Origin of the sequence: Nocardia yunnanensis (assembly GCF_003626895.1) — a bacterium.
In the GTDB taxonomy this organism is placed as follows: Bacteria; Actinomycetota; Actinomycetes; order Mycobacteriales; family Mycobacteriaceae; genus Nocardia; species Nocardia yunnanensis.
The window spans coordinates 2,585,970-2,603,460 of the sequence record NZ_CP032568.1 but is presented as its reverse complement, the minus strand read 5'-3'; the positions used below and the strand labels follow the sequence as shown (position 1 = coordinate 2,603,460).

General features: G+C 70.2%; 17 protein-coding genes. 7 read left to right on the top strand and 10 right to left on the bottom strand.

The features are described from left to right. The first annotated feature begins 76 nt into the window (after positions 1-76). Positions 77-2,131, top strand: a complete 2,055-nt coding sequence (locus D7D52_RS11965) for an NAD(+) synthase (protein ID WP_120736376.1) — start codon at positions 77-79, stop codon at positions 2,129-2,131. A gap of 18 nt (positions 2,132-2,149) precedes the next feature. Here D7D52_RS11965 and D7D52_RS11960 read toward each other — a convergent pair whose 3' ends face one another. Then, positions 2,150-2,731, bottom strand: a complete 582-nt coding sequence (locus D7D52_RS11960) for a helix-turn-helix domain-containing protein (protein ID WP_120736375.1) — start codon at positions 2,729-2,731, stop codon at positions 2,150-2,152. Between the two features lie 90 nt (positions 2,732-2,821). Between D7D52_RS11960 and D7D52_RS11955 the strand changes: the two genes are divergently transcribed. After that, complete coding sequence (locus tag D7D52_RS11955; protein ID WP_120736374.1) at positions 2,822-3,883, top strand: alpha/beta fold hydrolase; 1,062 nt, start codon at positions 2,822-2,824, stop codon at positions 3,881-3,883. Here the strand turns inward: D7D52_RS11955 and D7D52_RS11950 are convergent. Continuing rightward, positions 3,863-4,456 (bottom strand): TetR/AcrR family transcriptional regulator, encoded by a 594-nt coding sequence (locus tag D7D52_RS11950; RefSeq protein WP_120736373.1) that lies wholly within the window; start codon positions 4,454-4,456, stop codon positions 3,863-3,865. The genes D7D52_RS11955 and D7D52_RS11950 overlap by 21 nt on opposite strands. Positions 4,457-4,543: 87 nt before the next feature. Here D7D52_RS11950 and D7D52_RS11945 point away from each other — a divergent pair, with 87 nt between their 5' ends. Continuing rightward, the gene (locus D7D52_RS11945) at positions 4,544-5,437 is read left to right on the top strand and encodes an NADP-dependent oxidoreductase (RefSeq protein WP_120736372.1); all 894 of its coding nucleotides are present in this window, start codon (positions 4,544-4,546) and stop codon (positions 5,435-5,437) included. Positions 5,438-5,516: 79 nt separating this feature from the next. Here D7D52_RS11945 and D7D52_RS11940 read toward each other — a convergent pair whose 3' ends face one another. From D7D52_RS11940 to D7D52_RS11915, 6 genes are all read right to left on the bottom strand, one after another. Further along, positions 5,517-6,890 (bottom strand): RsmB/NOP family class I SAM-dependent RNA methyltransferase, encoded by a 1,374-nt coding sequence (locus D7D52_RS11940; protein ID WP_246023989.1) that lies wholly within the window; start codon positions 6,888-6,890, stop codon positions 5,517-5,519. Between the two features lie 686 nt (positions 6,891-7,576). After that, positions 7,577-8,500: a methionyl-tRNA formyltransferase gene (fmt, locus tag D7D52_RS11935; RefSeq protein WP_120736371.1), complete on the bottom strand. Its 924-nt coding sequence runs from the start codon at positions 8,498-8,500 to the stop codon at positions 7,577-7,579. A 1-nt stretch (position 8,501) separates the two neighbouring features. Continuing rightward, a complete protein-coding gene (gene def / locus D7D52_RS11930; RefSeq protein ID WP_246023814.1) occupies positions 8,502-9,092 on the bottom strand; it encodes a peptide deformylase in 591 nt (196 codons plus the stop codon). A gap of 31 nt (positions 9,093-9,123) precedes the next feature. Further along, positions 9,124-10,143, bottom strand: coding sequence for a lipase family alpha/beta hydrolase (locus D7D52_RS11925; RefSeq protein WP_246023813.1), 1,020 nt, complete (start codon positions 10,141-10,143; stop codon positions 9,124-9,126). A 93-nt stretch (positions 10,144-10,236) separates the two neighbouring features. Further along, the gene (locus D7D52_RS11920; protein WP_425464624.1) at positions 10,237-10,950 is read right to left on the bottom strand and encodes a PadR family transcriptional regulator; all 714 of its coding nucleotides are present in this window, start codon (positions 10,948-10,950) and stop codon (positions 10,237-10,239) included. A 116-nt stretch (positions 10,951-11,066) separates the two neighbouring features. After that, complete coding sequence (locus tag D7D52_RS11915; protein ID WP_120736369.1) at positions 11,067-11,756, bottom strand: HAD family hydrolase; 690 nt, start codon at positions 11,754-11,756, stop codon at positions 11,067-11,069. Positions 11,757-11,845: 89 nt separating this feature from the next. Here D7D52_RS11915 and D7D52_RS11910 point away from each other — a divergent pair, with 89 nt between their 5' ends. Then, positions 11,846-12,643: an ABC transporter ATP-binding protein gene (locus D7D52_RS11910; protein WP_120736368.1), complete on the top strand. Its 798-nt coding sequence runs from the start codon at positions 11,846-11,848 to the stop codon at positions 12,641-12,643. Positions 12,644-12,668: 25 nt separating this feature from the next. Here the strand turns inward: D7D52_RS11910 and D7D52_RS11905 are convergent, their stop codons facing one another. Beyond that, entirely contained in the window at positions 12,669-13,253 is a 585-nt protein-coding gene (locus tag D7D52_RS11905; RefSeq protein ID WP_120736367.1) for a TetR/AcrR family transcriptional regulator, read from the bottom strand. A 78-nt stretch (positions 13,254-13,331) separates the two neighbouring features. Here D7D52_RS11905 and D7D52_RS11900 point away from each other — a divergent pair, with 78 nt between their 5' ends. Genes D7D52_RS11900 through D7D52_RS11890 form a run of 3 tightly spaced genes read left to right on the top strand, consistent with a single transcriptional unit; the run spans position 13,332 to position 15,108 of the window. Continuing rightward, positions 13,332-14,177, top strand: coding sequence for an NAD(P)H-binding protein (locus D7D52_RS11900; RefSeq protein ID WP_120736366.1), 846 nt, complete (start codon positions 13,332-13,334; stop codon positions 14,175-14,177). Positions 14,178-14,234: 57 nt separating this feature from the next. Further along, positions 14,235-14,660, top strand: coding sequence for a hypothetical protein (locus tag D7D52_RS11895; RefSeq protein ID WP_120736365.1), 426 nt, complete (start codon positions 14,235-14,237; stop codon positions 14,658-14,660). Between the two features lie 10 nt (positions 14,661-14,670). Further along, entirely contained in the window at positions 14,671-15,108 is a 438-nt protein-coding gene (locus tag D7D52_RS11890; protein ID WP_120736364.1) for a MarR family winged helix-turn-helix transcriptional regulator, read from the top strand. Between the two features lie 67 nt (positions 15,109-15,175). Here D7D52_RS11890 and D7D52_RS11885 read toward each other — a convergent pair whose 3' ends face one another. Continuing rightward, positions 15,176-17,461 carry a primosomal protein N' gene (locus D7D52_RS11885; protein WP_162958287.1) on the bottom strand — a complete coding sequence of 762 codons (2,286 nt, stop codon included), beginning with the start codon at positions 17,459-17,461 and terminating at the stop codon, positions 15,176-15,178. Positions 17,462-17,491 lie beyond the last annotated feature (30 nt).

Sequence of the window (17,491 nt, the reverse complement as noted above, 5' to 3'; positions counted from 1 at the left end):
TGTCTCGTCACCGGCCGGATGAGTAGATTCCGAATCGGAACCATGATCATCATGGCCGGACGCGAAGGGGTCGGTAGTGGCACAGCAACCGCCGTTCGAATCGCTGTATCGGCACGGGTTCGCGCGCGTCGCGGTGGCGGTGCCGCCGGTGCGGGTCGCCGATCCGGGCTTCAATGCCGAGCAGACGCTGCTGCTGGCGCGGCGCGCCGCCGACGAGCACGCGGTGCTCACGGTGTTCCCGGAGCTGGGAATCTCCTGCTACACCGCCGACGACCTGTTCCATCAGGACGCGCTCGACGCGGCGGTGCGGGAGGCGCTCGAACGGCTCGTCGCCGAGAGCGCGAGCATCGACACCGTCCTGGTGGTAGGCGCGCCGGTGCGGGCGCAGGGGCGACTGTTCAACTGCGGCATCGTGATCCACGGGGGCCGCGTGCTGGGCGCCGCGCCCAAGAGCTATCTGCCCAACTATCGCGAGTTCTACGAGAAGCGGCAGTTCGCGGCGGCCCGTGAGGCGCTCGACGACCATGTCGAGATCGCCGGGCAGCGGGTGCCGTTCGGCGCGGATCTGCTGTTCACCGCGACGAATGTGCCGGGCTTCGTGTTCCATCTCGAGATCTGCGAGGACGGCTGGGTGCCGTTGCCGCCCAGCGGTTTCGCCGCACTGGCGGGCGCGAGCGTGCTGGTGAACCTGTCGGCCAGCAATATCGTCGTCGGCAAGGCCGACTTCCGGCGTGACCTGTGCGGGTCGCATTCGGCGCTATACATGGCCGCCTATCTGTATTCGGCCGCCGGGAACGGGGAATCGACCACCGATATGGCCTGGGACGGGCAGGCATTGATCTGCGAGAACGGCGACGTGCTGGCCGAGGGCGACCGCTTCGGCGAGCTGGCGCAGGTGGTGACCGCGGATGTGGATCTGCAGCGACTGGCCGCCGACCGGCTGCGCATGACCAGTTTCGCCGACACCGTGCACGACCATCGCGACCGGCTGGCCCGGTTCCACCGGGTCGAGCTGGAATTGCCGATCCCGGCCGGGCGGGTGCGGCTGCGGCGCGAAATCCCGCGCTTCCCTTATGTTCCCGCCGATCCGGCCAGCCGCAACGAGCGCTGCGCGGAGGTGCACAACATTCAGGTGGCGGGGCTGGCTTCCCGGCTGGCGGCCATCGGCTCCGAGCGGGTGGTGATCGGGGTGTCGGGCGGCCTGGATTCGACGGTGGCGTTGATCGTGGCCGCCAAGACCATGGACCGGCTGGGGCTGCCGCGCTCGAATGTGCTGGCCTACACCATGCCCGGGTTCGCCACCAGCAGCCGCACCCTCGACGACGCGCGGCGGCTCATGCGGGCGGTGGGCGCGACCGCGCACGAGACCGATATCCGGCCTTCCGCCACTCAGATGCTGAAGGATCTGAATCATCCTGCCGCGGAAGGTGTTCCGCAGTACGACATCACCTACGAGAACGTGCAGGCCGGGGAGCGGACCTCGCATCTGTTCCGGCTGGCCAACATGCACGACGCGCTGGTGATCGGCACCGGCGATCTGAGCGAATTGGCCTTGGGCTGGTGCACGTTCGGCGTCGGCGATCACATGGCGCACTACAGCGTGAACGCCTCGGTACCCAAGACGCTGATCAAGTACCTGGTGGCCTGGACCATCGAGACCGACGGCCTGGGCTCCGAGGCGGGTGAGGTGCTGAAATCCATTCTCACCACCGAGATCTCGCCGGAACTCGTACCCGGCGACGGTGACGCGCCCGCGCAGAGTTCCGAGGCCAGCGTCGGCCCGTACGAATTGCAGGACTTCCACCTCTACCAGCTGCTGCGTTTCGGCGATCTGCCCAGCCGCATCGCGTATCTGGCGCATCACGCCTGGTCGGATCGCGACCGCGGCAGCTGGCCCGATCTCGTGCCCGCCGATCAACGCCACGAATACGATCTGGCCGCCGTCAAGCACTGGCTGGCGGAGTTCCTGCGCTGCTTCATCCAGACCAGCCAGTTCAAGCGCTCCACACTGCCCAACGCGCCCAAGGTCGGCTCCGGCGGCTCGCTGTCGCCGCGCGGCGATTGGCGGGCGCCCAGTGACGCCTCCGCCGCCGCCTGGCTCGACGAACTCGCCCGCAACGTCCCGGACTGACGCGAGACCACTTGTGGGTCAACGGTTCTCGTGCGGGTGAACGTGCGCGCGCACGCCGTCGAGACCGAACAGGACCAGGAGTTCGACGGCCGCGCCGTCGGCGCTGCCCAGCCAATGCGGTTGCGAGGTATCGAATTCCGCGGCCTCGCCGGCCGGCAGGGTCATCTCCCGGTCTCCGATGATCAGGCGCAGACGCCCGTTGAGCACGTAGAGCCATTCGACGCCCGCATGGGTTTGCGGTGTCGGCTCGAGCGGCCGGGGCTGAGCGGGAATGAGCAGTTTGAACGCCTGCACACCGCCGGGGCGGCGCGACAGCGGGATATAGGTCATTCCGGCGCGCCCGACGGGTTTGAGGTGGATGCGCGGATCACCGGTGCGCGGCGCCCCGACGAGATCGTCGAGGGGCACGTCGTAGGCGCGCGCCAGCAGTAGCAGCAGTTCCAGCGTCGCGCGGCGCTGCCCGCTCTCCAGCCGCGACAGCGTGCTCTCCGACACCCCAGTCCGCGTCGTCAACTCGGCGAGGGTGAGGCCGCGGGTGCGGCGCAGGGCGCGCAGCCGCGGTCCCACGGCGTCGAGCACATCGTCGATATCGCGGTCCATCCGGCCATCTTGCCGAAACCGCAAGATCGCGTGCCAACCGCGGGTGGGTGCGCCGAGACTGGGCCGCGTCCCCGACCGGAAGGATCTCCCATGAACGCCGGCACCACGCCGCCGGAAGGCAAGCAACACAGGACAACTCGACTCCGCGGACCGGTGCACGGTCTTCGCCGAGCGGGCCGCGCACTGTCGATCGCCCTGCTCGCCGTGCTGATCGCGGTGGGCTCGGCGGCGTGCGCGCCGTCGACTCCCGCCGTCGCCCCGTATGCCGCCGCCACCCATGCCGACCCCGCGTTCGCGCGCTCCTTCCGGCACGAGTTCGCCGAAATCGACGGTGTGCGTATGCATTACGTGACCGGCGGCAGCGGCTCGCCCGTGGTGCTGATCCACGGGTGGCCGCAGACCTGGTACGGCTGGTGGCCGATCATGCCCGCGCTGGCCGAACAGCACACCGTCTACGCCATCGATCTGCCCGGCCTCGGCGACAGCACCGGCACGCCGACCGGCTACGACAAGGCCACCCTGGCGCGCTACGTGCACGATCTGATCGCCGAACGGCTCGGCGTCCGCGACGCCCGGGTGGTCGGCCACGATTTCGGGGCCGCGGTGGCCTTCGAGTACGCCGCCCGCTATCCCGCCGACACCGCCCAGCTGGCCTACCTCGACCTGCCGTTGCCCGGTCCGGCGATCGACGCGGCCGCCTATCGGAATCTGAGCTGGCACATCGCTTTCCACTCGCAGCGGCGAGTGCCCGAAGCGGTCGTCGGGGACCATGTGCGCGAGTACCTGTCGCTGTTCTATCCGCAGGTCGCCTACGGCGGCACGGCCTTCGGCGGGACCTCCGACCACTCCCCCTTCACCGCCGCCGAAATCGACGAATACGCCCGTACTTACGGACGTCCCAGCAACCTGACCGCCGGGTTCGAGCTCTACCGGGCCCTCGATCAGGATGTTCGCGACACCGTCGCCGCCCCGCCCACGGCCGTCCCGGCACTGCTCATGACCGCCCAGGGCCAGCTCGACGGCATTCGCGCCACGATCGTCCCGCGCGTGACCAATATCGTTCGCGCCGTGGATGTTCCGCATGCCGGGCACTGGCTGGTCGAGGAGAACCCGCAGTTCGTCGCCGCGGAACTACGAAACTTCCTGTCGTGACGGGCCGGTGACCGCCCAGGCCGCTTCGATCATCCGGAAGACTTCGTCCACCGTGGCTTCGGGCCGCGCCGACTCGCGAGCCAGCGAGAACGCGTCGATCACGAAGCGGGCGATGGCCTGGCAGCCGGTCGAGGCGGCCGGCTCACCCAGATCGGCGGCGATGGCGGCGGCCAGGGCGGTCGCGTGCCGCAGCCGCATCGACTCCTCGTACTGCCGCAGCGTGGGCGAGCCGTCGACGAGCTGCCAGATCGGCGCGGCCTCCGGGGCGGCGCAGTGCCGCACCATCGCCTGAATCTCCCGCTGGAGCGCGGGAATCAACGGTTCGCCGGGCGCACGGCCGGTGACCGCCAGGATCAGGCGCTGTTCGAAGTCCTCGTCCAGCTCGAAGACCAGCGCCTCTTTCGAGGCGAAGTGGGAGAACAGGGTCGTCACCGCCACGTCCGCTTCGGCGGCCACCTCCCGAATTCCGACCGCGTCGTAACCGCGTTCCAAGAACAGCGCCCGAGCAGTATCGGCGATCTTCTGGCGGGTCGCCGCCTTCTTACGCTCCCGGCGGCCGGTCGGCACGGTCATGCCCGAGATGCTAGCAGGTATGTAACAAGAGCAGTTAGTGAAAACTACCCGTTGCGAAACACTAACCGTTAGTTCTATGTTCGATTCATGAGAGCAGTGCGCTTCGCCGAATACGGCACTCCGGATGTCCTGCACCTGACCGAGGTCGCCGAGCCGCATGCGGGTCCGGGCCAGATACGCGTCGCGGTGCGGGCGGCGGGGGTGAATCCCCACGATTGGCGGGTGCGCGAAGGGCAGTTCCAGCGCATCAATCCCCTGCGACTGCCGGTCGGGGTCGGACAGGACGCGGCGGGCGTGGTCGACGAGATCGGCGCGGGGGTCACCGGAATCACGGTCGGCGACAGGGTTTTCGGGCGTGGGGCGAGTACCTACGCCGAGTACGCCGTGCTCAGCTCGTGGGCGCCCATGCCCGAAGGGCTCGGGTTCGCCGAGGCCGCCGGGTACCCGTCCGTGGTGGAGACCGCGCTGCGGATCCTCCGCATGGTCGGAGTACAGACGGGGCAGACGCTGGTGGTCAGCGGCGCGGCCGGCGGAGTCGGGTCGGCGGTCGTGCAGATCGCGTGCGACCGGGGAATCACCGTGATCGGGACCGCCGGGCCCGCGAACCAGGACTATCTGCGCAGTCTCGGCGCGCTCGCCACCACCTACGGGCCCGGCTGGGTCGAGCGCGTGCGCGCGTTCGGGCGGGTCGATGCCGCACTCGATCTCAACGGCAGCGGCGTGCTGCGCGGGCTGCTCGACCTGACCGGGGATCCGGACAAGGTCGTCACCATCGCCGATCTGGAAGCGCCGATGCTCGGAATCCGCTTCGCCGGTGTCGGCGGCAGTATGCCGGAGGCGTTGGCGGCGGCGGTCGATCTCCTCGAGCGCGGGAAGCTGCACCTGCCCATCGACCGGTCGTTTCCGCTCGCCGAAGCCGCGGCCGCGCATGCGGACAGCCAGGCGGGGCATACGCGCGGCCGACGGGTACTGCTGGTCTGAAACCTGCCACCCGCGCGGATGACAACAGAACGAGATGGCCCCGGCTCGGTCGAGCCGGGGCCATCTCCCGTGGCGGAAACTATTGCGGTGCCGGTGGTTTACGCAGGGCGGCCAGGAACATGGCGTCGGTGCCGTGGCGGTGCGGCCACAGCTGCGCGCCCGGACCGTCGCCGAGTTCCGGGACGCCCGGGACCAATTCGCGGGTGTCGAGTTGTTCCGCGCCGGTGCGGCGGACCACGTCGGCGACCACGGAGACCGTCTCCGACAGGTGCGGGGAGCAGGTCGAGTAGACCACCACGCCGCCGGGCCGGACGAGATCCCATGCGGCCGTGAGGAGTTCACGCTGCAAGGTGACCAGGTCGCGGACGTCCGAGGGCTGCCGGCGCCAGCGTGCCTCCGGGCGGCGGCGCAGCGCACCCAGGCCGGTGCACGGGGCATCGACGAGGATGCGGTCGAAGCCCGGAGTCAGACCGCTGTCGCGGCCGTCGGCGACATGCACGTCGACCGGGAGGCCGTTGGTGGCCTGACGCACCAATTGCGCACGGTGCTCGGCGGGTTCGACGGCGTCGACGTGGAAGCCGTCGATATCGGCGAGCGCGGCCAGCAGCGCTGTCTTGCCGCCCGGGCCCGCACACAGATCCAGCCAGCGGCCGGTGTCCGGACCTTCGAGGGGTGCGCGAGTGACGGCCAGCGCCACCAGCTGACTGCCCTCGTCCTGCACTGCGGCCATGCCCTCGCGGACCGGTTCCAGCTTCGCCGGATCACCGCCGTCGAGGTACACCGCGTACGGCGACCAGCGGCCCTCCTCGCCGCCGGTGACCAAAGCCAGCTCCTCGGCGGTGATATCGCCCGGCCGCGCCACCAGATGTACGGCGGGCCGGGCGTCGTCGGCCTCGAGCACGTCGCGTAGCTCACCGGCGTCGGCGCCGAGTGCGTCCGCGAACGCCTGGGCGATCCACACCGGATGCGCGTACTCGAAGGCCAAGTGCCCCAGCGGATCCGACGGCGCGAGTCGCTGCACCCACTCCTCGGGCGTGCGCTCGGCGACCCGCCGCAGCACCGCGTTCACGAACCCGGCCCGCCCCTGCCCGTACTCCGCGCGCACCAGCGCCACCGACGTGTCGACCGCGGCGTGCGCCCCGATCCTCGTGCGCAGCAACTGATACGTCCCCAACCGCAACGCATCCAGCAGCGGCCCGTCGATCTCCTCGACCGCCCGTCCCGCGCAATCCGCGATCACCGCGTCCAGCAACCCCTGCGACCGCGAAGCCCCATACGTCAACTCGGTGGCCAGCGCCGCGTCCCGCCCACTGATCTTGCGCTCCCGCAACAACCCCGGCAGCACCAGATTCGCGTACGCGTCCCGCTCCCGCACCGCCCGCAGCACATCCCGCGCCACAACCCGCACCGGATCCGCCCCCGCCTTCTCCGCCCGCCGCGCCGCCGCACTCACCCCCCGCGACTCACTCTCCCCCGACCGCCGCGCCCGCGAATCTCCCTGCCGCCCAGCGCCACCCCGGCCACCGCGAGACGACACGCCCCGCTGCTGCTCACCGCCACTGCGCGACGATGCGCCCGGCTGCTGCTCATTGCTGCTGCGCGCACGACCGCCGAACCTGTCGTCGTCGCGTCGCCCAGCGCCCGCGCCGCGGCCGTTCCGGTCGCCCGCGTATCCCCCGCGCTCGCTGTCGCCGCGCCGCTCGCCACGACTCGCGCCACGCTGCCCACCCGGCCGGTCGGCTTCCGAATCGCGGCCGCCGTATCCACCGCGCCGGTCGTCGTAGCGTCGCTCGCCTCGCCCGCCCTGCGGCCGATCCGCGCCACCCTTGCCCGAATCGCCGCCCTTATCGGAGAATCCGCGTCCGCCGGAGACGCTGCGGTCCCAGCCACTGTTACGACCGGCGCCGGAGGACTCGCCGCGTCGACCGGCGGCGGAGCGGTCGGCGCTCGAATTGCGTTCGCCCGCAGCGGAGTCACCGCTGTTGCGGCGGAAGCCGCGGCGCTGGTCTCCTTCGGGCGCGCTGCCGCGATCACGGGGGTTCGCGTCGGCGGACGAAGTGTTGGCCGCGGAGCGGCGGAAGGGGCGGCGCGGGGCGTCACCCGGCGAATCGCCGTGGCGGCCTTCGTTTTCCGGGCGGGTCACGCGAACACCGTGCCCGGCTCGAGGCGGGCGCCGCGGGCCCAGTCGAGGGCGGGCATCATGCGCTTGCCCGGGGGTTGGATCTCGGTGAGGCGCACCGCGGTGGTGGCGGTGCCGACGTAGACGCCGGTCTTGCGCAGTTCGAGGGTGCCGGTGGGGAGACTCTCCTCGACCAGTTCGACGGGCGCCAATTTCAGGCGTTTGCCGTCGAGTTCGGTCCACGCGCCCGGGGCGGGGGTGACCGCGCGGATGCGGCGGCCGATGGCCAGGGCGGGCTCGTCCCAGCGAATGCGGCCGGCCTCGGGGTCGATCTTGGGGGCGTAGGAGACGCCGTCCGGGGACTGCGGAACCGCCTGCACCGTACCGTCTTCCACGCCATCGAGGGTGGATTCCAGCAGTGCGGCACCCGCTTCGGCGAGCCGCTCGAGCAGGATGCCCGCGGTGTCGCCGGTGGCGATCTTCTCGGTCATGGTGCCGAACACCGGCCCGGTGTCGAGACCTTTCTCGATGCGGAAGGTGGACGCGCCGGTGTATTCGTCACCGGCCAGCAGCGCCGCCTGCACCGGGGCCGCGCCGCGCCAGGCGGGCAGCAGCGAGAAGTGCAGATTGATCCAGCCGTGGCGCGGCAGGCTCAACACCTGCTCCGGCAGCAGCGCACCGTAGGCGACCACCGGGCAGCAGTCGGGGTCCAAAGCGGTGAGCTGCTCGACGAATTCGGGTTCGGACGGCTTGCGCGGCGTGAACACCGGAATGCCGTGTTCGTCGGCCAGCCGCCCGATCGGCGAGCGGGTGACCTTGCGGCCGCGCCCGGCCACCGCGTCGGGCCGGGTCACCACCCCGACCACCTCGTGCCGCTCGGATTCGATGAGTCGCCGCAGCGACGGCACCGCCGGTTCGGGTGTGCCCGCGAAGACCAGACGCATATCAGCGGCTCCGTTCCTTGCTGCGCGCGCCACCGATCTCGGCGGCGGGCAGCACCGTGATTCCCTGGGTGAACCAAGACGATTCGCGCATGGCGCGCATGGCTTCCTTGCGCGAATCGGGGTCGAGCCGCTGCAGGAACAGCACCCCGTCGAGGTGGTCGGTCTCGTGCTGCACGCAGCGCGCCAGCAGCCCTTCGGCCCGGAACTCCACCGGCTTGCCGTCCAGGTCGACGCCGCGCGCGAGCACGGTCAGCGGCCGGGTGACGTCGAAGCGCACCCCGGGAATCGACAGGCAGCCCTCGGGCCCGGTCTGGGTCTCCTCGCCGATCACCTCGAAGCTGGGGTTGATCAGATGCCCCTGCGCGTCACCGGTGTCGTAGACGAAAACCCGCAGCCCGACACCGACCTGCGGGGCCGCCATGCCGACGCCCCCGCTCTCGTACATGGTGTCGATGAGGTCGGTGACCAGCTGGCGCACTTCCCGGTCGAACGTCTGCACCTCCGCCGCGCGGGCGCGCAGGATCGGATCGCCGAACAGGCGGACAGGCTGGATGGTCACGGGCAGCTCCCGATAGCTCGCGAATACGGACATCTCAGTTTACGGACGCCCGTGACCACCCTGTTCAGGAATGCGCCGCCAACACGACATCGCTGATGCCGGTGCCGAGGGCGACCGGCACGCAGGCCGGTGTCACGGCGTGCGCGGGATCGAGCAGATTGGCCACCAGTTGCTGCACGTACGGGTCGTAGACCATGTGGAAATGCCCGGTCAGATCGTCGGCGCACAGATTCTGCAGCACGATGTTGGTGGCGCCCGCGCCGTGCAGCGCGATATTGGTGTTGGGCTGGATCATCTCATCCACCCGGCTGCCGATGGTCGTGTAAGTCACACCCGGCACCGTGTCGCCGCCGGCGTTGAGGTCCACGATGAACGGCGCGCCGGCCGCCTGCTGCACCGCTGCGAGCGAAGACCCGAGTTCGACGACCTGGTAGATGCCCGGCACCGCGTCGGCGATCGGGACCAGCCCGTACATGACGCCGCCGTAGCTGGGCGAGGCCAGCCCGATCCACTGCCCGACCTTCGGCGCGCCGCCGAGCTTGTTGATCCAGTAGCGAGTCACGCTGGCGCCCTGCGAGAATCCGACGAGATCCACCTGGGTGGCGCCGGTGGCGGCGAGCACCTGATCGACGAAGACGCCGATCTGCGCGGAGCTGACCCACACATCCTCGGTGCCGAAGGTGTCCTTGGCCGGATTGCCGCCGTAATCGAGCGCGAACACGCAGATCCCGCGCTGCGCGACCAGCGGCGCGAGGCCCGACCAGTCGGAGTACGCGGACGAGTCGGTGCCGTGCGCGAAGATCACCGGGCGCGGATGCTCGGCGGACGGTTTGCACCCGAAGTCGTTGGCGCCCTGGGGCGCCGCGTCCGGATGCTCCTTGAGATAGCGGGCCGCCGCCAGATGTTCGGTCTGTGGCGGCCCCTGTTGCGTCGGTACCTTCAGTACCGAGTTCACGGCCGGTTCGGCCTGTGCGAGTGTCCCCGTCGGTGTGGCGGCCAGGCCGATCACGGCGGCCGCCAGCGCCATCACCCCCACCGGTGCCGCGCGGCGTAGCCCGCGCGTCCGGCTCCTCTGTTGTCCCATGTCACAAGATTCCATGGGGCGCTGTTGTCCCATGTCATAATCTTGGCGGTTACCAGGCCGAAAGTCCCAGTGGGGGCCGGTGATTCGGAGCCATTACTTTTCGGGTGTGTCGTCCTCGGCGAGGATCCGGTAGAGCGACCGGCGCGCCTCGGTGAGCACCTCGGCCGCCTTGGCCGCCTGCTCGGGGGTGCCGACGGCGGCGACCTGTGCGACCGCGCCCATCAGCTGCCCGACGAGGCCGCGCAGATCCAGCGCCTGATCGCCGACGCCGTCCTTGACGTCCTGCCAGGGATCGCCGAGTTCGGACTTGTGGGCCTCGACGTATTCGACACCGGATTCGGTGAGCTTGGCCGTCTTTCGACCCGCCACCTTCTCGATGATGACCAGGCCCTCGTCCTCGAGCTGAGCGAGCGCGGGGTAGATGGAGCCCGGGCTGGGCCGCCACACGTCCTGGCTCTTCTCGCGGATCTGCTGGATCAGCTCGTAGCCGTGCATGGGTCGTTCCTGCAGCAGCAGGAGCACGGCGGCGCGCACGTCACCGCGCCGGCCGCGCCCGCCGCGGCCGCGTCCGCGACCGAAATGCGGACCGGGACCGAAACCGCCCGGGCCGAAGCCGCCGGGACCGAACTCGGGGCCGAACCCACCACGGCCGTGGCCGTGCCGGTGCGGGCCGAAATCGCCGCGCCCGCCGAATTCCCCACGCGGACCGCGAGGTCCGCCGCGACGCATCCGCGGATGTTCGGGGCCCTGCTGCTCTTCGGCGCGCAGTCGCCGCCAGGGGCCGCGACCCCGCTCTGTGTTGTCCATGTGTTCCATGGTCGTGCCTCCTTCAGGCTCGTCGTTCTGTTTGTTGATATCGACGATATATCGTCAATCAGTCGACGGCAAGGGTGAAGCGGGACACAAACCATCCGGTCCGGACGTTAGGTGGTCAGCAGCCCGTGCGCGCGCACGGCATTCCAGAGGCCATCCGGCCGCTCGTCGGTGGGCAGCGGCTCTACCAGCGCGAACGCGCAGCCCAGGGCGCGTGCGCCGCCGTCGGCCTCCTCGCTGTCACCGACCATGAGCGTGTCGGCGGGAGTCGCACCGAGGTGGTCGAGCGCGGATTTGAAGATGCGGGTATCGGGCTTGATCGCGCCGACTTCGAACGACAACGCGAAGTTGCCGATATATCGATCCCAGCCGCGATCGGCGAAGGCCGGGCGGATGTCGAAGGCGATATTGCTGACGATGCCCACGCGCACCCCGTTCTCGTGCAGGGCGCGCAGCACGTCCCCGGTGTCGGGGTAGGGCGTCCAGGCGTCCGGGTCGAGCAGCAGTTGATAGACCTGGCGTGCCTGCTCGTCCGGCACACCGGTCTGGCGGAGCACTTCCAGGTACGCGCGCCGGTGCAGCACTGGGTCGAGATCCCGGCTCTCCCAGGCGGATTGGCCCTCATCGTCGAACCGCACGATCTGCTCGACCGGCGCGGTCAGCCGCCGCATGATCTCGGCGATCTCATGAGTGTCGAGCAGGCGGCCGTCGACATCGGTGAGCCGCGCATCGTGGAACGCGGCCTCCTCGAACCGGAAAACCGTGCCGGAGAAATCGAACAGCACCGCGTCGATCGCCATGCCGCCACCCTACACAGCGCTGCGCCCGCGCCACCCGGGCGACGCAGATCACTCCTCAACTTGTCTGAGGAATTTGCTACCGTGGGCGCATGAGCGACTCGGTGCTGAACGTGGTGGACGTGACGGTGGTGCGCAGCGGAAACCCCATCCTGCAAGAGGTTTCGCTCACCGTCCACACCGGTGAGCACTGGGCCCTGCTCGGACCCAACGGCGCGGGCAAGACCACGCTGCTGAAGATGCTCGGCGCGTTCGAGCATCCGACCCGCGGCACCGTGGAGGTGCTGGGCCACCGCCTGGGCCGCGTCGATATGCGCGCCCTGCGCGCCGGCATCGGCCACGTCGACCCGCGCCACTCCCCCAGCGATCCGATGACCGTGCACCAGGTGGTGCTCACCGGCGCGACCAACACCGCCGGCCTCATCCCGCGCTGGCACCCCACGCCCGCCCAACTCGCCGACGCCGAGCGGCTCATCGCACTATTGGGCCTCGCCCACCGCCGCGACGCGAGCTGGGACATCCTCTCGCAGGGCCAGCGCGGCCGCACCCTCATCGCCCGCGCCCTCATGCCCAATCCCCGCCTGCTACTGCTGGACGAACCCGCCACCGGCCTGGATCTCGCAGGCCGCGAACAACTTCTGGAGAGCGTCGACCTGCTCCAGCGCACCCATCCCGACCTGGCGTCGGTCCTGGTCACCCACCACCTCGAGGACCTCCCGCCCGGCACCACCCACGCCATGCTGCTGCGCGACGGCCGCGCCCTGGCTTCCGGTCCCGTCGACGACGTCATCACCACGCCCGACATCAGCGCCTGCTTCGACCACCCCGTGCGCATCCTGCGCGACGAGGGCCGCTGGTCGGTGCGCCCCGCCCAATCCCAGCCCGCCTGAACCGAATCCGGCCGGCCGCCGGGGCTCAGGTCGCGGGGACGAGCGAGTCGATCCAGCGTTCCAGGCGCGCGCCCTCGGCCGCCATCATGGCCGGATCCCGGAAGGTGTTGGTGAGCACGGAGATTCCCTGATAGGCCGCCAGCAGGGCGACCGCCAGTTCGCGGGAATCCGTGCGCCCCAAGGCCGCGAACTGGGTGTCGATCCAATCCAGCACGCCACGCATGACATCGGCCAGTTCGCGGTCGAGGCCGTCGGCGCGCTTGTCGAGTTCGGTGGCGAGCGAGCCGGAGGGGCAACCGTATTGGGCAACCAGGTCGCGCTGCTCGACCCAGCCGCGCACCAGGGCCTTCAATCGTGCTGCGGGAGCGTCGAATTGCTCGAGGGCCGCGATGATCTCCTGCGCGGTGCGGGTGTGCGCGCCGATCGCGGCCTGAACCAGTTGATCCTTGGTCTTGAAGTAGTAGTACACATTGCCGACCGGCACCTCGGCCACGCGCGCGATATCGGCGATGGTGGTCTTCTCCACGCCTTGTTCGTGGAAGACCTTGGCCGCCGCGTCCGCCAGCCGTTCCCGTTTGCCGGCCGCCGTCCGCGCCACTGAGTCAGTCATACGACTGACTATAGACAATGCCCGGTCGCATCCCCTATCGTTCGAGTCAGTCAGCCAACTAACTCAGGAGTGAGACAGATGATCGTGGTGACCGGAGCGACCGGAAATGTCGGCAGTGCACTCGTGCGGGAGCTCGCGGAGATCGGGGAGAAAGCGGTCGCGGTGTCGCGGGGCGAGAAGCCGGTGGACTTGCCCGGCGCGGCCGAGCATCGTCGCGCGGATATCGGGGACCTCGACGGGCTGGCGGCGGCGGTCGCGGGTGCGCGGGCCCTGTTCCTGCTCATCACCGGACCGCAATTGGTGAGCGGGCCCGCGCCGGCGCAGGTGCTGGAAACCATTGCGGCAGCGGGTGTTCGACGCGTGGTGTTCCTGTCGACGCAGGGCGCGGCGACGCGGCCGGGCAGTGCGGCGTATGCGCGCACGGTGGCGTTCGAACAGGCCCTGGCGGCCTCGGATCTCGAGTGGACGGTGCTGCGGCCGGCCGGGTTCTTCAGCAATACCTTCGCCTGGATCGAACCGGTGAAGGCCCAGCGCATGATTCCCGCGCCGTTCGGGGATGTCGGTCTGCCGCAGGTGGATCCGGCCGATATCGCGGCCGTGGCCGCGGTCGCGCTGACCCGGGACGGCCACGCCGGGCGCACCTACACGGTCACCGGGCCGGAGGTGGTGACCCCGCGCCAGCAGGCGGCGGCGCTGGAATCCGCACTGGGCGAACCGATTCGGTTCCTCGAGTTGACCCGCGAGCAGGCCCGGGTGAACCTGCTGCGTTTCATGCCCGAGCCGGTCGCCGACCACACCCTGGACATCCTGGGCACACCGACCCCGGCCGAGCAGCTGGTCAGCACGGATGTCGAGCAGGTGCTCGGCCGCCCGGCGACCGACTACGCACAGTGGGCGGCCCGGGTCTCCCCCGCCTTCCGCTGAGCGCCGCGAGGGAATCGACCGTTGAAGCTTTCGTATGCATTCGCTTATCGTCTACGTATGCATACGATATCTTTTTCCGAGGGCACGCTCCTCACGCCCTGGAAGCCCGGCCCCAATCCGCATCCCTCCGGTCCGGTCTTCGTCAGCGTCACCGACTTCCTGGCGCGCTCGCAGCAGGAGTGGCTCGAGATCTACCGGGCCGGAGACGAACTGGCGCAGGCGTGGCCGATCATGCAGGGCGCGGTGGGACTGTGGTTCTGGGGCCGGCCGGGCGAACACCGCGGCGGCTCGGTCTCGGTGTGGCAGACCGAATCCGATATGCGCCGGTTCGTGCGGTGGCCGAAACACACCGAGATCGTGCGTGCCTGGCGCGGCCGGGTCGGCATCGGCCTCGACTCGTGGCAGGCCGAACGGTTCGACGCCGACGAGATTCTGACCCGCGCGGGCGACACGATCGAAAGCCCGCACCGGCACGCCGCCTAATCTTGTCCGCATGACAGACCGTCCGGACCTGGCAGCGATGATCGTCCCCCTGGGCCGCGCCCTCATGGCGGCCGAGCAACCGGTGCTGGCCGCCCACGGCCTCACCATGTGGGCCTACGTCGTCCTGCTGCGCCTGGACGAGACCACCACGCGCGGCCAGGGCGTGCTGGCCCAGGAGATCGGCGCCGACAAGACCCGCATCATCGCCGTCCTGGACGACCTGCAGGAGCGCGGCCTCATCGAACGCCGCCCCGACCCCGCCGACCGCCGCGCCCGCCTGCTAGCCCTCACCCCCGAAGGCAAACGCCTCCGCGACGCCACCCAAAAAGCCATCCAAGCCCAAGAAGACCGCCTCCTCTCCCACCTCCCCACCCCCGACCGCCGCGCCTTCCTCAACGCCCTCATCACCCTCTCCGCTCTCCCCCGCGACGAAATCACCGGCGGCTGACCAAGATCAGGGAGCTCCCAGCGCGGCAAATCGGACACTTTTCCGCGCTGACGACTCCCTGATCTTGTCAGCCGATGTCGATGGGGTCGATTTGGATTCGGAGGGGGGCGTCGGAGCGGTGGGTGCTGCGGACGGCTTGGGCGGCGATGAGGGCGCGGGAGAGGGCGGCGGCGGTGTGGCGGTCGGCGCGGAGGATCATGCGCTCGACTTCGGAGGGAGAGTCGCCGGAGGAGAAGGGTTTTCGGGCGCCGGGGGGGAGAGGGACGGGGCCGAGGATTTCGACGGTGTCGGGAAGTTTTGCCTCGCTGAGCAATTCGGCGATCGAGTCGGTGGTGCCGTCGATGGCGGCGAAGCGGACGGCGGGCGGGAAGCGGACCTCGGTGCGCTGGTCGAGTTCGAAACGGGCGTGCCACACCGGATCCCAGCGCACCAGGGCCTGCACGGTCGGCAGGGCGGCGTCGGCCATGACGATGACCCGGCCGCCGGGGCGGACCAGGGCGGCGGCGGACATCCAGCGGCGCAGGGTGTCCTCGGCGGCGCGCAGGTCGGCGCGGCCGAGCAGGGCCCAGCCGTCCAGCAACATGGCGACCGCGTAGCCGCCGGGCACCGGGGGTTCGGCGCCGATGGTCGACACCACCACCTGCGGGCCCTCCGGCAACGTGTTCAGGATCGCCGAACCGCCCGAACCCCGCACCGGCACACCGGGAAACGCGCGACCCAACTCCTCGGCCGTGCGGGACGCGCCGATGACGACGGCCCGCAGCGCCCGCGAACCACACGCCCCGCAGCGGAAGGCCGCCTCGGTGATTCCGCACCAGCGGCAGGCTGGGCTCTGCGCTTCGGCGACACCTTCACGCCCGCTGCGCAATACGCCACGTGAGGCGGCGGAGCTGTCGGGCAAGGCCAGGGGGCCGTTGCAGTGGCGGCAGCGCGCGGGGGTGCGGCACTTGGCGCACGACAGCGCGGGAATGTAGCCGCGGCGGGGTACCTGAACCAGCACCGGCCCACCGTCTTTCAGCGCTTTGCGCGCCTCGGTGAACGCCACCGCGGGAATGCGGATGGCCTGCGCGATGGGATCGCGTTCCAGCGCGGCATCGGTGTCGCCGGGGGCGGTGATGCGCGGCATGGCCTGCCGCAGCACGCTGCGATCGGCCAATAGATCGTGCGCCCACTTGGATTCGACGATCGCCTGCACCTCCGCGGTCCGCGAGAACCCGCCCGCCACGAACGCCGCCCCGGTCTCGTGCGCGCGCAGCATCGCGACTTCCCGGGCATGCGGGTACGGTGAGCGCGGCTCGGCGAACGTGTCGTCCCCGTCGTCCCATATCGCGATCAGCCCAAGCTCTTTCACCGGCGAGAACACCGCACTGCGCGTCCCCACCACCACCGTGGCCTGCCCCCGCAGCACCGACAGCCACCGCCGATACCGCGCCGACGGCCCGAGCCCAGCCGCCAACCCGACCGCCGACTCCCCCACCAGCGCAACGCATTCCGCCAGCACCCGATCCAAGTCCCGCTGATCCGGCACCATGATCACCGCACCGCGCCCACCCCGCACGGTCACAGCCGCCAGCTCCGCCAACCGTTTCGCCCAATCCTCCCCCGGCAACGCCTGCCACCCCGCCCGCGGCCCCCGCCCCGCCGCCAGCGCGGTCAGGAACGAATGCCCGTGCAGATACCGCCCCCACAGCGGAAACTCCGCAGCCACCGTCGCCGCACTGCCCCCGGACTGCTGCTCGGACGCTACTGCGCCCTCTGCCTCGGACGTGGCAGCCGTCGATGGGCTGGCGCTCGCACCCACCTTCACCGTCGAATCACCCTGTGCGGCGGCATCACTCGCGTCGGACGTCCCGACGCCCTGGTCCTCGATATCCGCGGCGTCCCCCCGCGTCATCTCCGACTCGGCACCGGACTCGTCGATGTCGCCGGTCGCCTCGGTGGTCTGGGTTTCGGCGGCGGCTTTGGCCTTTTTCGAGGTGCGCTTGGGCTTTTCGGGCTTTTCGGTGCCCTCGGATTCGACCTTGGCGTGGCGGGGCGGAATGGCGAGGCGGAGGACGTCGGCGCGGGTGCCGGCGTAGCGCGCGGCCACCGCGCCGACGAGCTTCAGGATCTCGGGGGTGAGGACGCGCTCGCCGGAGACGACCCGTTCGAGGCGAATGAGTTTGCCGCTGTGGTCGGAGCGTTCGAGGCGCTCGAGCAGGTAGCCGTCGACGAGTCGACCGGAGAAGCGCACGCGGACGCGGACACCGGGTTGCGCGATCTCGTCCATCTCCGGCGGGACGAGATAGTCGAAATCACGGTCCAGATGGGCGGGTTCCAGCAAGGGCAGCACCCGCGCGATCGGCCGGGCCATGCCAACGCGCTCCACCCCCCTGCGCTTGGC